The sequence below is a fragment of the Algoriphagus sp. TR-M9 genome, assembly GCF_027594545.1.
In the GTDB taxonomy this organism is placed as follows: domain Bacteria; phylum Bacteroidota; class Bacteroidia; order Cytophagales; family Cyclobacteriaceae; genus Algoriphagus; species Algoriphagus halophytocola.
On record NZ_CP115160.1, the window covers coordinates 4,703,823 to 4,721,045 of the forward strand.

The window sequence follows — 17,223 nt, forward strand, 5'->3', positions numbered from 1 at the left end:
ATTTGTGGCTACACTTAGCGCCATTGATTTTGAAACACCTAGTAAATGCTCTCCTTGTAATTTTCATTCTGTCTGCCTGTAGCCAGCAGGAACCCATAGATTTTTCTATCATTCCTTATCCTTCAGATCTGAAGGTGGAAAATGGCCAGTTTGAACTGACTTCCAATACTCAGCTCTTTATTGAAGACCCAGCTGCTTTTCCAAATGAAGTTGAGTTCTTTCAAGTAATGATGAAGCAGGCATTGGGTGATGAGCTTTCTTCTGGGACAGGTAGTAATACCATCGAGATCCGCAAATCTGCTGAATACTCTAACCCAGAGTCTTATAGTTTGAAAATCAGTTCGGATAAAATTGTCCTTGAAGCTGGATATCCCCAAGGGATATTTTACGGGATGAGCACTTTGCGACAGCTACTTCCCGCATCCGTAGAAACCGGTGAAGTTTCTGCCCAGCTAGTGCTCCCGGCCCTGCGCATACAGGACAGTCCGAAATACGACTGGAGAGCCATGCATCTGGATGTGTCCAGACATTTCTTTTCCATGGATTATCTGCATCGCTATGTGGATTTACTTTCACTCTACAAGCTCAACAAGCTGCACCTTCACCTCACAGATGACCAAGGCTGGAGAATGGAAATCAAGCAATACCCGGAGCTTACCGAGCAGGGAGCCTGGCGTACATTCAATAAGCATGACTCCATCTGCATGGAGCGATCCATAGAAGACCCTAGGTTTGCGCTGGACTCAAAGCACATCAAAATGAGGGGGGATACGCAGGTTTACGGTGGGTATTATACCCAGGATGAGCTCAAGCAGTTTGTCGCTTATGCCCAGTCCAAGCATGTGGAAGTAGTGCCAGAAATCGATATGCCAGGTCATATGATGGCTGCGATCAGCGTGTATCCGGAATTGACATGCGGCACACCGGGCTGGGGAAGGGTGTTTTCTACTCCGCTGTGTCCGGTAAAGGAGGAGGTTTACACCTTCGTAGAGAATGTGCTGACAGAGGTAATGGATGTTTTTCCATCGCAGTACATTCACATAGGGGCTGATGAGGTGGATCTCAGTAGCTGGGAAAAGTCCTCTGCTTGCCAGCAGTTTATGAAGGCAAATGGAATGGAAGATGTGGAGGAACTGCAGGCCTATTTTGTAAATAGGGTCAGCGATTTCTTGATGAAGAATGACAGAAAAGTAGTAGTCTGGGATGAGGCTATTTCTGGAGATATTGACAGCAGTTTATCCATTATGTACTGGAGAGCCTGGGTAGCATCAGTGCCCGAGCGGGTGGTAAAAAAAGGCAATGAGGTGATTTTGGCACCTGGAGATCCTTTTTACTTCTCTAATCCTAAAGCAAAGCTTTTTGACGTTTATAACAAGCAAATCCTCAGTTCTAAATTCCCTACAGCACTCAGTCATAAAATCAAAGGCATGCAAGGCTCTCTTTGGACAGAAACCATCCCTAGTGAGGAACTTGCAGATGCTTTGATTTTTCCAGATGCGCTAGCTCTGGCTGAAAGAGCCTGGTCTTCAGATGAAGGCCAAGATTGGAATTCCTTCAAATCCAGATTAAAGCCCCAGTTGCACCGGCTTCGAACCATGGGCGTGCAGCTAGATTATACCCCTTCAGCGGAGCTTTTGCCCTTTCTCAATGTGGATAAGGATACGGAGCAAATTGGGGTTCGCTTTGAGAGTGAGTTGAGCGAACCTACCGTCTATTACACCACTGATGGCAGTACACCTACTCTGGAGTCTAACCTGTACAAGGGGGAATTCTTTGTAAAAGGAAGTGCATCTATCGCTGCAGCCGCTTTTGAGGATGGGCAGCTGGTAGAGCCGGTTTTGAAAAAGCAGGTGGATTATCATAAGGCCATAGGTAAAGCGGTGGAATACCTCAAGCCTTGGAATACCGCCTATCCTGCAGGAGATGCGGGTACGCTGACTGATGGCTATAGAGGCACTAATTCCAACAGTGATGGATACTGGCAGGGATTTACGAACGATGTGGAGGTAATAGTGGATATGGGTGAGGAAACGGACTTGAGGAGCTTCTCCGCTACTTTTATGCAAAATATCGGTCCTGGAATCTTCATGCCAGGTGAGGTGGAGGTTTTGGTTTCTTCTGATGGGGAGCACTTCACTTCAGCTCTGGAAATAGCCAATGATGTGCCGGCTGATCAAAAGGGATTGCTGTTCAAGGATTTCGAAGGTTCTCTGGAAGGTCAAAAGGGCAGATACCTCAAAGTCATCGCCAAGAATGCACGCCCAGGGTTCATTTTTACCGATGAGTTTGTGATTAATTGATTTTAAAAAAGTAAGAATAGGCAGCAGTTTAGCATTTTGCAAAAAGAATTGAGATGAATTGGAATGCAGTTTACTTAGGATCTAGTTTGGAATTTCAATCCTATTTGGTGTGGATTCGGTATTCGAGGAGTCGTAAAAGGTAGGGAAACGGCCGGCATACTGCCGTTGTGAATTGCTTTCATCCCAGTATCTTACTGGACAAATCACAGCGTTTTTACATAGATGGAGGAAGGAAGACCCGTTGTGAATTGCTTTCATCCCAGTATCTTACTGGACAAATCACAGCTTGTCTCCCAGCTGGAACCACACATCATGGGTTGTGAATTGCTTTCATCCCAGTATCTTACTGGACAAATCACAGCAGAGGACTATTTTCTGGAAAGTCCAGGGCTGTTGTGAATTGCTTTCATCCCAGTATCTTACTGGACAAATCACAGCACATAGGCATAGAAAGCCATTACAAAAGTGTTGTGAATTGCTTTCATCCCAGTATCTTACTGGACAAATCACAGCAAATACTTGGTTATTCTGGTAATTGCCTCAGTTGTGAATTGCTTTCATCCCAGTATCTTACTGGACAAATCACAGCAAGTTCTAGACGTTCGTTAGCTTTGTACGTGTTGTGAATTGCTTTCATCCCAGTATCTTACTGGACAAATCACAGCGGACAACTTCTTTGACCAGTAGCCCTCAGGGTTGTGAATTGCTTTCATCCCAGTATCTTACTGGACAAATCACAGCCTTTTCGCCGCTTGCTCGGTATTAACAGCCGTTGTGAATTGCTTTCATCCCAGTATCTTACTGGACAAATCACAGCCATTCGGATATACAATCGGTGTCCAGATCTGTTGTGAATTGCTTTCATCCCAGTATCTTACTGGACAAATCACAGCCTTCTTATTGAGTTCTGCTCTCGATTTGGTGTTGTGAATTGCTTTCATCCCAGTATCTTACTGGACAAATCACAGCAAAATTTTCAATTATGAAGGCAACAGCCCCGTTGTGAATTGCTTTCATCCCAGTATCTTACTGGACAAATCACAGCAAGACACTTTGGATAGCTTCTGATGGAAGTGTTGTGAATTGCTTTCATCCCAGTATCTTACTGGACAAATCACAGCTCTTTGGCCTATATCTATGCAGATGAGGTGGTTGTGAATTGCTTTCATCCCAGTATCTTACTGGACAAATCACAGCTTTTCTTTCTATCGTAAAAAAATATCCCCTGGTTGTGAATTGCTTTCATCCCAGTATCTTACTGGACAAATCACAGCTTGAGTCTCCGTCTGCACCTGTTGTATTGTGTTGTGAATTGCTTTCATCCCAGTATCTTACTGGACAAATCACAGCCCCAATTTAAGGCATTTTGAGGCACCTCAGGTTGTGAATTGCTTTCATCCCAGTATCTTACTGGACAAATCACAGCCGGTTCCTCTTTTACCTCTTCATGATCATCGTTGTGAATTGCTTTCATCCCAGTATCTTACTGGACAAATCACAGCCTTTCTGGGCATTTTCCAACAATTGAGCAGGTTGTGAATTGCTTTCATCCCAGTATCTTACTGGACAAATCACAGCCATGGCAGTAATAGATAAGCCCCCACGCTTGTTGTGAATTGCTTTCATCCCAGTATCTTACTGGACAAATCACAGCGCAATGCTTAGCGTGTTACTTTCGTACATGGTTGTGAATTGCTTTCATCCCAGTATCTTACTGGACAAATCACAGCGGTTCTTTGCTTCTACGCGGGTCTTCCTGGTTGTGAATTGCTTTCATCCCAGTATCTTACTGGACAAATCACAGCCCGTAATGCGGGAAGAAAACGTCGCTCCGGGTTGTGAATTGCTTTCATCCCAGTATCTTACTGGACAAATCACAGCTGCCTTGCAATCCGCCATAATACCTAAAGTGTTGTGAATTGCTTTCATCCCAGTATCTTACTGGACAAATCACAGCCATCAAATATTCCTTGTTCTGCTACTTTCTGTTGTGAATTGCTTTCATCCCAGTATCTTACTGGACAAATCACAGCTAATTTGAGTCATAGCTTAGCTTCGTATCAGTTGTGAATTGCTTTCATCCCAGTATCTTACTGGACAAATCACAGCCTATTTGAATAGTCAGCAACCACGGAAGCTAGTTGTGAATTGCTTTCATCCCAGTATCTTACTGGACAAATCACAGCAATGGTCAAAAATTCCTGTTCTTCCTTCCTGTTGTGAATTGCTTTCATCCCAGTATCTTACTGGACAAATCACAGCATCTAAATAGGGTTTATAAGCAATCCCCTCGTTGTGAATTGCTTTCATCCCAGTATCTTACTGGACAAATCACAGCTTCGCCGTAAGGAATTGGCTAGTATTCCTAGTTGTGAATTGCTTTCATCCCAGTATCTTACTGGACAAATCACAGCTAGCCAATTTCCATTCCTGACCCGTCAACCGTTGTGAATTGCTTTCATCCCAGTATCTTACTGGACAAATCACAGCATACCCCACCTTAAGTGGCTGGTATGCTGTTTTTTATGGCTATTTTTAGAAATAAAAAACAGAAAAGGTTTTGGGCGATGGGTGATCAGGCCTTCCAGGTTTTCAAAACCTGGAAGGTCTCTTTTCCTAAAACAATTCTAGCTGCTGGCTTGGCTTCTCCTGCTCCACTACTTTTTTTCCATAAAAAATCTCCATCATACCAAACTGCTTATCCGTAATGGACATGATCCCCACTTTTCCTTTAGGGGGCAGATTCATTTTCGTTCGTCTGATATGAACATCAGCATTTTCCCGACTGGCACAAAATCTGGTATAAATCGAAAACTGGAACATGGCAAAACCATCGTCCAGCAACTTCTTCCGAAAAGAAGTAGCGATTTTCCGGTCCTTTTTGGTCTCGGTGGGCAGATCGAAGAAAACTAACACCCACAAAGTTCTATACTGGTTAAGTCTGGAGAAAAATTTCTCATCCATAGTCAGGGTAAACAATTTTTCTTCTGATTCCTGCAAAACACTCGAAAAGGGAAGAACTGGTTCTGCTGGCCGCCACCATCAGGGGGCTTTTCTGGCCATCGATCATTACATCCAATGCCGGAATGGCCAGCAATTCTTTCTTTAATTCGGTGGTCAGTTCATCTATGTCATCATTATTTTCAACAATAAAAGCCACGACCAAATCCACATAGGGACGGTAAGGTTCCATAATGTCATCTGCCAGACAATAGGCATTGTATTTATTCCGGTGCCAGATCCCCACTCCCGGTAGCATACCGGAGGAGACCAATGCTCTGGCAATCACGGCCCGGAGTATGGCATAGCCATAATTCAGTAGGTTATTGGGCGGGATTCCGTTTTGCCCCCTATTGAAATCCGGGATATCAAACAGGGCCTGCCAATAAATCGCTGCTGCCTGGGCTTCATTATTTCCTGAATCCCCGGAACTGACATTTTTATAGAGATACTCCATTCGCTTGGATTCCTTCCCTTTTTCCTTCAGTAAGGAATATTGGTTTTTGATCTTTGCCGACACAGTTTGCTGCCAAAGATTCTTTTTGAGCGGCTGGGAAGCTTCCAACTGGTAACGTACCCGCTCGGTCTGCTCGGTATGGCCCTGCATGGGTAATAGAAGACTATTGGGCAAATGCTGTGCATTGCAAGAAACCACCGCCACTTTTCTGGCAGTAAGCTTGCATAAAAGACCATTGGTAATGGTGATCTGCTGGTTTTCTAAAACAAGCATTCCTATATCCTCAATGGGGACTGTCCTGTCTGGCTTATCGTCAGGAAAACTCACTAAGAGCTGTTCATTTTTGGTGCTCAGGTAGGCTGGATTACCGAAGAAAAGGGTTCGTTTGATCATAATTTAGTCGCATAGAACTGAGAAAAAACTGATATATCTAAAGACTTCTATTCTAGCTCTTTATTCATTACATCCTCCTTTTTCGATTCCATGGTTTGATTTAAATGATCCAAACCATCAAAGAAGTTAAGGTAATAGTCTCTATTCAATAAAGACTCTTTCTCAATAGCCTGATAAGCCTTCCAGCTCGACCACTTCCAATCTTCCAAGTCCACCGCAAAACCATGCTTAATGGGATTCAGGTGGATATACAAAAAGGCATGTTGCCACTGGGATTCTGTCAGAATTGGTTTTCGCTTGAAATTTTTAATGAAAAGGCTCCCTCTTCTCTGGTCTTTCTTATTGAATGCTTTGGTATAACTGTTGAAGAAATTGCTGAATGCCTTCGTAATGGGGATACGCTCCAGACCTGCCAGGTTTTCAAAACCTGGCAGGTCTGAAAACTCCTTCACGCCTACCAGCAAGTGGAAGTAGTTTGGCATCAGACAATAAGCATAAGTCTCCACTACCCCATCCAGATATTTATCGTATTGTCGAAGAAAAAAGCGATAGTTCTCCTCCTCCCGGAAAATATTCTCCGAGCCGTTTGCATGGTTATAGATATGGTAAGAGTGGCCTTGTTGCATTTTATTGTCCGATAATTTCCTTTTATACTTTCCTCTTCATAGTATAAAACCCCTGGAAGGTCTAACGAATCCTCTATAGAAGGATTAATACTCTCCAACTCTTACAATTTCCCCTAAATGGTTAACACGAACTTTGACAATGTTTTGCAATTGAGCCGTACTCCTTAAATTGATATAAGCGATATTTATAAGAGTCTTCTTTTCTTCAACACTAGTTTCTAGGTGACTTCTAAACATATAATTTTTTGTAGCCAACTTCTGTACCCTAAACAAATTCGGGCTAATAATCTTAGCATTCTCAGGGTTTAATAAATCCACTTCAATTGGATTGAAATCCATAACCTCATTCGGAAAAACAAAGTATTCATTCTGTTTCATTGTGAATAAGAACCGCCAACCTAAATGCTGATTGAAGCCCCTATCAATAATCGGCAATGACTGATTTACCCTTTCCAGTGCTTCAAAAAATGAGACTACATTTTCTTGCAGACTCCCATTTTCATCTCTATAAATAGCTACATGATGATTATTGCCAGTACTCACAAAATCAATCGGGATTCTATTGCCATCCTTGTCAGTAATTTCATTACCGAAATGGTCTTTTTTATAATGTAAAGAATCTGCATTTTTCACACCACTAATAGTCACCCGTTTGAGGGAAATACCCTTTTCCTCATTGAGCCAAATAGGATTCTTATCCAAATCAGAAAAGGCTTTTTTAGGATCTCCACCAAATACTCGCAAACGACTTAATAGAGCTCTTTTCACTCCTTGATCTATTACCTTTCCAATTGATTTTTCATCCTTGAAATTCTCAGGGCTGATGTCTTTTCTGATAGAATAATTTTCCTCCAGCCAAACTAATTTCACTTTTTCGGGAAGAATTTCTGTTTTATCCTCATTCAAATAAATAGGATTCTTTGATGGTGAATTTTTTCCTCCAAATGCTTTCGTTGGGACTCCTCCATTTTCGGATAATCTCTGCAAAAGTGCCTCTTTGAATATTGGATTGGCAACTTTTTCGATGGTACGCAAATCGAATTTTGTCCCAACTTTTTCCTCCTTAACTTCATAATATCGGTATTTCCCATAAACAGTCTCCTTGTGCAACTGCCCCCTTGGAGTGAGTTCGACTTTTACATTATCTCCAGTTTTTGATTTTGTTCTGTTTTTATTTTTGGTGACCACCTTATTCTTAGCTTTATGTGACACCAATACATTTTCTAAATGTTCCTTGGCCTGTTCTCTAAAATTTGGAATAGGCAAATTGAAAACACGTTTTTTATTTCCTTTATCATCTATAGTTACATGGGTCTCTTTTGACTCAATTCCGATAATACTTCTATGGAATTTATTTGTCTCGTTCTTTCTGGCATTCAGGTTATTTAGGTACTGAATGTGACTATGCTTTGTAAAAGCAACAGTCAAAGCATCCATGGCGTGATGGCGATGATCATTCCTTTTACTCCAGTCTATGATGCGTTCTTTGAACGTCCCGTCTTTTTCCTCAACCAATTCAGTTAATCCCAATTTTTTGAATTTATCAAAATTCAATTCCTGCATAATATTGACCAAATCCCAATCTTCACGTAACCGATTCGTCACGCTTCCTGTTGTAGAAACTACAGAGCGGGAAATTTCATACAACATGTTTTTTGCTTTCTTGGCTATATATTGACTATCCCTCAAGTCACGTTCTATAAATCCATCTCCTATTTCCGTCTCCCTTTTTAATAACTTTTGGTATTTAGCTCTAGAAATCCCTTCCTCTTTGTTCTTTTTGTTCAATTCAAAAAGGCTAGCTATTCTAATTTCAAAAGCTTCGAGTTTATCCTCTCCATATTTGCTATCTATGTAATCGTAGGCAGTTTTATTTCCTTTATCCAGGTTGTCCTTCCGATATACTACTGTTTTGTTGGAGAAGCTATCGTCAAATAATTTTGCCTGAGGGATGATGTGATCAATGTCTATTTGCTTACTGAATAATATTTCCCTCGGAATATAGGTGTTTGTATATAGATCTTTGTACCCTGTGCTCTTCAACTCCTCATATAGGCGATAACGTATGATATCATTTCGGCTAGGATTTTTCACTCCGAATTCATTCTGCAACAGCTTAAAAATCTTTTCATGGGCTGTTTTTGCCGCATTGATGTTCGTGGTCATCTCTGCGCGTTCCTTCGCATTTTTTTTCAACTCACGAGCAAGTTCAATCCTTATTTCGTCAAACTTGAAGTATTCTACAATATTCCCATTTTCATCCTTTTTGCTGTTTTTCTCAATCAATGCATTGATCACATTAATCATTTGATTCAGGATTTTTTCTACCACAGGATTTCGCAAACTGTTTTTTTTCAGCAATTCCAACTTGTCTTTCAAAGGGCGATTTGCAATTTCCTCCTTTGTCAATGACGTTGCAGAATGCCTATATTCTGCCAACTCACAGGCCGTACTGTAATTGCTCTCTTTGATGTATGGGTAAATTTTTCGAATTGCTTTACTACTCAGATTGCCGTAATCATCTGACAAGGTTACATTCGCTAAGATCTGGCTGTGTTCTCTTGTGAAGCCAAATTTCTTCTCCAGTAATTCATATAGTTTTTCGTTTCCGCTTGCCGAGTCATCCCCCTCGTAGGAATACAAAAGGTGCCAAAGCTGATAAGAAGCTTGCTTTTCAAAAGCTTTTCCATCAAGTTCTGGATTGAAGTCTAAAATGGCAGGGTCGATCTTTAAGGTTTCAAAAATTCGTTTAACCATCGACTTTATCTCAGAGGCAGCGACACTTAGATCATCCAACTCTACTTCATCTTTATTTGATTTCACTCTCAGCAAATCCTTTACATCATATCCTTCTATATCCAAAATTCTCATATAAGCTTCATACAATGCCTTATTGGTTCGGTTGCCTTCCAAATGGGTATAGTTAATTTCCCAGTCTTGATTTTTGTAGCCCAATAATTCAAGGATATTCTTGGCGGGTAGGTTTCCTTTTAAATTCAATTCTTCGAAGAGATATTTTTTCTCTTCATAATCTAAAGGAAAAATCTCTAGCTCTTCTTCAAATAAACTTCCCTGTTTCTCAATCTTTGCAATGGGTTTTTTGTTTCCCTTTTTTTTGACCAAAACATTATGCAGTATTTGCCAGATCTTAAACTCCTGAAAAAGTGGAGAAGACTTAGGTGCTACTTTTAATCCTATGGTTTTCTTTTTACCGTTTTCTATTTCTATCTCCTTACTTTCAAATTCACAGAAACTCACCAGTCCTTTTTGAGACTTGAGCTTACGCTGGTAAAAAATAACAATGTCACGAATTTCTATTTTTAGTTCATCTGTCAATTCAGGATGGTGCTTTTTCTGTTCTTCCCAAATAGCTTCAAATTCGTCCAAATAATCTTGGCGATAAAACACCTGATTTTTCAATCGTACGTGGGGATTTTCCAGCAATTGCTTATACAGATATTGCCCCACAGTTTCCTTGTTGAAATACAGTTCCTTGCTTCTGTCTGAAATAGCCCCCAAATATCCACTTGAATTGTTAAGGTTGTTGTTTATTTCGGTAACTACATAAGCGACTTCCTCTTTCTCTAACTGCTGGGACAACGCTTCACTTCGCCATTTATAAGCTTGGACTTTTTTCTCTTCTCTAGTTCCTTTGTTTTCTGCCGTATTAAAATTGTATTTAGTCCAAAAAGACGTTGAAGTTGCCCTTTGTCCTTTGCCTTCTAATTCTTTTTTAAACTCATCTGTAAGAATCTCAGGATAAAACTGCCGTTGAAAAGCCCATACTTTATCTAATTCTTCTTGTAAATCGGAACGGTAAAAATCAGGAACATGCTTTTTACCTTCTAGCAGCAGTCTATAGCTTAGTTGGCCAGGTGTGATTTTTTCTTCATAAAGTCTCTTAGCTACCTCCATCCCATCTATAGCCTGACCCTCGTCCTCATTGGATACCTTACGACTACTCTTATAGCCCCGCTTTTTATTGATCGATAAAAGTACCCGTGCCAAGTCCTCCTTTTCTATTCTCTCGACAACAGATTTAGCCCTCATTCTCCAGGTTTCATGTGTGGTGTTTTTACCATCCTCTGCCAGCTTGGTTTCTTTTGTGATGAGACTAGCTTTGGACAACACATGGATCAGATTGGCTCTTCTATCCTGATAACGATCAAGATTTCTCCTCGCACCTCGTTTCAGCGTACGATCTGCATTGATGGAAACTGGTTTTCCTTTTTCGAAATTGGTCTGCTCATCCGTGGTAAGAGGATTGACTCGAACGCCTATTTGTTTGATTGATGACTTTGAAGGATCATTTCCCTCAATTACATGAGCAAAGCCTATGGAGGTAGTACCCAGATCTAAACCAAGAATATTTTTCATTTTATTTTTTAATAATTTGTTCTATTTTTACCCCTGAAAGCAATTCACAATAAGGATTATTCCGTTGTGCAAACATTAAGTTGCCCTCGACTTTGACGGGGGCTTTTCTTTTATTCCCCTATCAGGGCTTAATTACATCCCTTCCATCCTCTCTTTTTAATTTCCCCCGCTTTTCCAGCATAATCAGTGTATAGCGCAAAGACTCATCGATCTGCCTGCCCACTTTAGAAAAACCAAAGACTTTGGCTACATACCGGAGCAGTTCTGCTTCATCGATACTGAAGTTTTGATGAAGTATTTCCAGAATGGCGATAGACAGCTCTTCCGGAGCGATGTCTTCTATCTCTCTTTTTTCGGTCTCATTGGTCCGATAGAAATCAATATTTCTTAAAACATCTTCGTCTCCTGCCCCCACATAGAAAGGCTGGTGGTGCAATGTATGTTGCGCACCCATTTCCGTCAGTAGCTCAGTCAGATGATTGTCCAGCTTTGCACTCAACTTGGAAACATTCCATGCTTGTAAGACCCGCTTCGCCAGAAGTCTCTTGCTAATCGGTGCTTCCAGATTGATCACTTCTTTGATTTGTTCCTTGAGCTTCACACGACTGGAATACTCATAGATACGCTCCGAAGACCCTCCGGGCACCAATAAAAGGGCTGCCGGAATATATTTTCTCTTGAAAGTTGGAGGCGCAACCTCTTCTTTTTCGATCTCTTCGGGTTCAAGAAAAGGCTCTTCAGGTACCTCGTCACTTACTTTTTTCGACTCTTCTACTTCCCCAGACTTAATCTCTTTTACCTTCTCCAATATCTCATCGATTATTCTATCAGGTTCTGACTTCCAATCCATTGCCCAAACTCTAAAAATATTCCAGCCCAAGGCTTTCAATACAGCTGGCATGACCATTTCTCTATCATTGGTAGTTTTGGCTTCCCAATAGTACTTGCCGTCTATCATGATCCCCAGAAGATACTCGCTTGGTTTTTCGGGATTTACGATCCCTAAATCCAATTTGAATCCTGAAGTACCAATATCTGTCTTAACCTCCAATCCTGCTTTGGCTAATCTCATTGAGATCGCATTTGCCAAGGATTTGTGCTCAGAACTTTCAGGCTGATCATTAGCCTGAAGGGTCAGGTGACCTTTCTCGGCAAAGTGTAAAAAGGACTTCAAGCCGGAAACACCTTCAGCCGCCGTCCTGCTCAGGTCAATCTTATCTGATGTAAGGGTGGCAAAAACATGCATTTCATTTCTGGCACGGGTTACCGCTACATTCAACCTTCTCCATCCTCCGTTTCTGTTGAGTGGGCCAAAATTCATACTCATTTTACCTTCTTGATCTGGCCCATATCCAATCGAAAACAAAATAATGTCTCGCTCATCCCCCTGCACATTTTCCAGGTTCTTGACAAAAATTGGCTCGGAACATTCCGTTGCCGCTTGCTCTATCTCGGGATATTCCAAAAAAAGATCCTGAAGCAGTTCCTCTACCAAGGACTGCTGGGTCTGGCTAAAGGTCACCACACCTAGACTGGTCTTTTTCCGTAAGGGGTCTTTAAAGTGATCTTTGATAAAAGCAATGATCGCTTCCGCTTCAAATTTGTTTTGCCTGGTCTTTCCCTTATCATAATAGCCCGGTACCGCATGATGGATCACTTTTTTGCTTAGATCGTCCGCTGAAGGGAAAGTCAGCAGTTTATTCTCATAGTAGTTTACATTGCTGAATGCGATGAGACTTTCGTGCTTACTCCTGTAGTGACGAAGCAAATACCTGGAAGGAACCGATAGTGCCAAGCAGTCATCCAGGATGCTCTCCAGGTCCTCAACCTCCATATTTTCTTCGTACACTTTTATGGAACTAAAAAACGCAGTTGGGGGCATTTGCTTAGGATCACCCACGATGATGGCTTGTTTTGCCCTGGCCAAGGCACTGACCGCTTCACAAGTCGGCAATTGTGAGGCCTCATCAAAAATCACCAGGTCAAAATGATTTGCATTTACATCAAAATACTGGGCTACTGAGATCAAACTCATCAGCATGCAGGGTGCCAATCGCGGTAGCAACATAGGTATCTGATCAAACAACTTTCTGATACTTACTCCTCTTCCTCTGTTTTTGATCGCCCGCTGCAGCAATCCCAATTCTGAACTCTGCATGGCCTCAGCCTGCGCATACGGAAGGCGATCCGAAAGTCTCATGTAAAGCTCCTGTTTGGTCAATTCCTGAAATCCTTTGGAGAGCTGCTTATATTGATCAATTTTTCCGGTGAATAATCTTGCATTGAATAAATTGAGCAAGTCTGTGGATTCTATTACACGCTCAGCAAATTCTACATGGATGACGTAGAGAAACAGCTTCTCGATTTCATCATCCCCTTCACTTTCTTCTACAGCGGCGATAAACCAGTTCAATCCCATCTCCTGCCCCTTTACCTTGATCACGGAGTAATTGACCCAATTTTTCAATTCGGGGAGGTGCTTCTCTATCCCCTCCAACTTCGATAGAAGATGGTCAAAGAAAGATTCTGCCGACCTTGAATCCTCTACCGAAAACCCGGTAAGCTGGATGTAAGAATGGATTAATTCATCCAATTTTCTGGCTTCCTTACAGAAATTGTCACAATGGGGTTTTGCTAGCTCAAGAAAGTCTTTAATTCGACTAATATCCTGCTGAATCAATGTCTCCATCCATTTTTTAAAGGAATGGACACCCAAGAACCGAAATTTGGATGCCAGCCTTTTCAGCTGTTCATTGACTTCACGGAGGTATAGTATATCGGTATCCTCTTCCTTGTACCAAGATCGAAGTGCCTTTGTGACTTCCCCAAAACGAGTCTGACCAAGGACTTTTTTGTAGCTCAGCAATTCTTCCGAAACCTGGAAGAGCTGTTCTACCTGATTGTCAGAGGAAAATTTTGATTTTCTATAAACGGAAAAATGCTTTTTTACTTTGTTTTTACCCAGCCATTTTGGTAAAAACCAGCTTTGATTTGCCTTGTTCCATGCCAGTTGCCAAAGTGAAAAATCCTCGTTCAGGATCCGCTCGTGATATTCGGCAAGTAGCTGATCCGAGCAGGCTTTATACTTCTCAAAGTGATTTAGCCAATCTTCAAAAAGAATCTGATTATCCTTTTCGGCAAGATAACATCCCAGCGAAACAGGGAAATCCGGAGATTGGGGCAATGCTTCGGCCAATTGAATCAACTGTTCAAACTGTTCTTCACTGAAGTAAATTTTCTCCAAAGACATTCGGTCCAGCAGATTGTTTGACAACTTTTTCATAGCCTTGAGCTGGCTGATCAACTCTTCTGTCTGATGGGAAATCTGGCTTTCGATACGGGAGGAGTAATTCTTCTGGTCTAGCCACCTCAGTGGGTTGACCACAGGTGAGCTGACCAGAGGGAATATAGTCTTATACTCAATTAGCCAATCTCTCCAGTTTTGGTACATGGTTTTTTCCAATCGCCCAAAAACGTCATCAGGGACAGGTATAGCCGGAAAATCCAAAGAACCTAAATCCTCCAAGGCTGAGATGGAATCAAAGAGGCTCCATCCTAGAGGACGGATGCGGTGTAGCTCTCTAACATAGCCACTGATTTCCTCTCGGGACTTTCCAAGCCTTTCTGCTTCAAGTCCAAAATCATAAGACCGGGTTTTCTTTTTTGAATCAAGCGATTTTTCCAGTTGTGCAAGTACATCCGATTTTTTGGACTTATTAGAGTGCAATTCCAGCGTAAAAGGAGCTAGCCCAATCTGCTCCAAACGTTTATGAACTACATCTAAAGCAGCTTTTTTCGCAGCAACAAAAAGTACTCTTTTGCCATGAAATAAAGCATCAGCGATAATATTGGTGATAGTTTGTGACTTCCCTGTGCCCGGAGGTCCATGAAGAATAAAACTCCTTCCCTGCTGAGCTGCAAAAACGGCTTTCATTTGGGAAACGTCCATAGGTATGGGCAATGCCATTTTCTCGGGAGGCACATCATCCATTTCATCTGCTTCACCATCTGACCCCACCTCGATTGCCAGTCTTCCTTCCACCAGACTCCTGACCATCGGGCTTTTCAAAATATCCTCCTGATGCACCACTATATCCTTCCAGAGAATAAGCTTGCTGAAAGAAAAATTACCCAGAACAAGCTGTTCTTCCACATCCCATCCTCTCAGCTGCATTACCGCTCTTCTGACCATCCCCATTACTTTTGCTACGTCTACTCCTTTATCGTCTGTGGGCAATTGCTCCAGCATCCCTAAGTCAAGATCATATTCTTGACGTAGAAATTCAATGAGGGTAATATTGACCATGGTCTCTTCTTCCCGGCTTTTCAGTGTAAACTTGCTGTTGACAGAGCGACGGTTTAATTCTACAGGGAGGAGCAATATCGGAGATAGTCTGGCCTTATCAGGGCTTTTGCGGTCATACCATTTGAGCAGACCTACTGCCAAATACAAGGTGCTTGAGCCATTTTCCTCGATTGCCTGCTTTGCATTTTTGTTGATATAGCTAAGGATCTGATCCAGATCTCTTTCGTGATAGTGAGTGATAAGGCGGTTATACCGTAGTTCATCATTGGCAAGTTCATAAAGTGGAGAGGAATGATGAATAGGAGGCAAATAAAGATTATACTGTCGAAGGATTCCAGCATTGGGAGATGGCAGAATGGAAAAAGACTTCCCCTCGCTTAACGTATCTTCCAGGTGACTTATATCTATATCTACCAGCTGGAGCATATTTCTAGTCATCCGAAGGTTTAAAAGACTGTTTCGAAGGGACAGATCCAAAAGTTTCCTTTCCCAAACCTTCTGCTTAGTAGCTTGTGTGGTACCCTGAAGTAAATCCTCATGGTAGATTGTCCCAATCTCAAAGTTTTTTTCCATCTCCAGAGAGATCTTGTCATTTTCCCAGAAGTCTCTAAGTGGCTCAGAGGAAATATCTCTGAGAAGAGGCAGTGGACGGATTCTGGCAGTTCTTGCGCGCTTGATATCCACAGAAAGCAAAAATTCTTCTTTCTCAATCAAATGTGTCTCTCCACTATGGATGGCCCTGAAAAAATTTGATGTGTTTCCTTTGCAAAGGGTAGTCGATTCAAGCACCGCAATTTCACGAATACCCTTGGACAGCCTTTTAGTAATCGCGGTTTTGTCATCACTGACAATTTCAGAAAACTTATCATCCTGTAGCCAGCATCCTACAAAGGCATGGCCCCGAACAATAATGAGTAACGGATGAAGATCGATAGCCTCAAGACACGCAGCATACAGCAAACTCAAATCGATACAGTTGCCAAAATGTTCCTGTTGAATGGTATCCAATAACCTTAAACGTTGTCCCGTTTCTTCGTATCCCGGAGGCAGCGAACTATATACAATTTCCTCTCCTAGAATAGCGGTGTATAGTGCGGACATGAATTGTAAAATCCTTTCGGGACTATTCCTTTGATACCCCTCAAAGGCTGGCTCTTGCCCATTTTCCTCTAAGATTTCCGCTGCCTTTCTCTTGAGATGATTTACGTAGGAATGATTAGGGGTCACATAAGATGCAATCAATTCAGGGAGTACATGGAACCCACCGAAAAAATCAATCGGATATGCAAATAACGTATGATCCTCAGCTTGAATCAGTGATCCGCCTACGTATAATTCAAAGGTCAACACAATTTTATCTGTCTCGGACAGTTTGGAAAAATATTGGCGGTCAACTTTCAAAACATTCAAAGGAATTTTAACCTCACTTTCTGGTTTAATCGCTGCCAGCTCAAAACTATATGGATATATGCAGGGCTGATCCGAATACATCTTCAGTTCCAAATTAAACTCTTCTTCCTGCCCTTCATTTTCAATTGTTAGTTCACGGATAAAGGGGATGTCATTTAAGTATAAAGGCAGGTTCAAAAAAGGAAGTACTTCGACTCTAAAGTTGATCGCTATTGGTGTCATTATTCTAGGTTGTCGTTATTGATAGGGGCGGATTTAAATGCACGTTCCCAGTTTCGATTCATAAAGCAAGGTTAGGTACTCTGAAAATCAAGGTCTCAACCTAGGTCAAGTTCAATACCTAGATGAAATTAA

The 17,223-nt window shown here is 41.7% G+C and carries 6 protein-coding genes and 1 CRISPR repeat array; of the genes, 1 reads left to right on the forward strand and 5 read right to left on the reverse strand.

The features are described from left to right. The first annotated feature begins 29 nt into the window (after nt 1-29). Nucleotides 30-2,300, forward strand: coding sequence for a glycoside hydrolase family 20 protein (locus tag PBT90_RS19945; RefSeq protein ID WP_270130835.1), 2,271 nt, complete (start codon nt 30-32; stop codon nt 2,298-2,300). Between the two features lie 164 nt (nt 2,301-2,464). Next, a CRISPR array of direct repeats spans nt 2,465-4,790; the repeat unit is 46 nt; unit sequence GTTGTGAATTGCTTTCATCCCAGTATCTTACTGGACAAATCACAGC. 126 nt (nt 4,791-4,916) lie between these two features. Here the strand turns inward: PBT90_RS19945 and cas2 are convergent. From cas2 to PBT90_RS19970, 5 genes are all read right to left on the reverse strand, one after another. Beyond that, entirely contained in the window at nt 4,917-5,264 is a 348-nt protein-coding gene (gene cas2, locus PBT90_RS19950) for a CRISPR-associated endonuclease Cas2 (protein WP_270130837.1), read from the reverse strand. After that, on the reverse strand, nt 5,257-6,150 hold the full coding sequence (gene cas1 / locus PBT90_RS19955) for a type II CRISPR-associated endonuclease Cas1 (RefSeq protein WP_270130839.1): 894 nt from the start codon (nt 6,148-6,150) through the stop codon (nt 5,257-5,259). The genes cas2 and cas1 overlap by 8 nt, the downstream gene beginning before the upstream one ends. A gap of 47 nt (nt 6,151-6,197) precedes the next feature. Next, complete coding sequence (locus PBT90_RS19960; protein ID WP_270130841.1) at nt 6,198-6,776, reverse strand: transposase; 579 nt, start codon at nt 6,774-6,776, stop codon at nt 6,198-6,200. Between the two features lie 84 nt (nt 6,777-6,860). After that, the gene (gene cas9 / locus PBT90_RS19965) at nt 6,861-11,153 is read right to left on the reverse strand and encodes a type II CRISPR RNA-guided endonuclease Cas9 (RefSeq protein WP_270130843.1); all 4,293 of its coding nucleotides are present in this window, start codon (nt 11,151-11,153) and stop codon (nt 6,861-6,863) included. 121 nt (nt 11,154-11,274) lie between these two features. Next, a complete protein-coding gene (locus PBT90_RS19970) occupies nt 11,275-17,091 on the reverse strand; it encodes a DUF3320 domain-containing protein (protein ID WP_270130845.1) in 5,817 nt (1,938 codons plus the stop codon). Between the last annotated feature and the right edge of the window lie 132 nt (nt 17,092-17,223).

Coding starts and splice junctions, on each gene's coding strand:
- cas2 (WP_270130837.1), bottom strand. CDS start 5,264: ATGGATGAGAAATTTTTCTCCAGACTTAACCAGTATAGAACTTTGTGG.
- cas1 (WP_270130839.1), bottom strand. CDS start 6,150: ATGATCAAACGAACCCTTTTCTTCGGTAATCCAGCCTACCTGAGCACC.
- PBT90_RS19960 (WP_270130841.1), bottom strand. CDS start 6,776: ATGCAACAAGGCCACTCTTACCATATCTATAACCATGCAAACGGCTCG.
- cas9 (WP_270130843.1), bottom strand. CDS start 11,153: ATGAAAAATATTCTTGGTTTAGATCTGGGTACTACCTCCATAGGCTTT.
- PBT90_RS19970 (WP_270130845.1), bottom strand. CDS start 17,091: ATGACACCAATAGCGATCAACTTTAGAGTCGAAGTACTTCCTTTTTTG.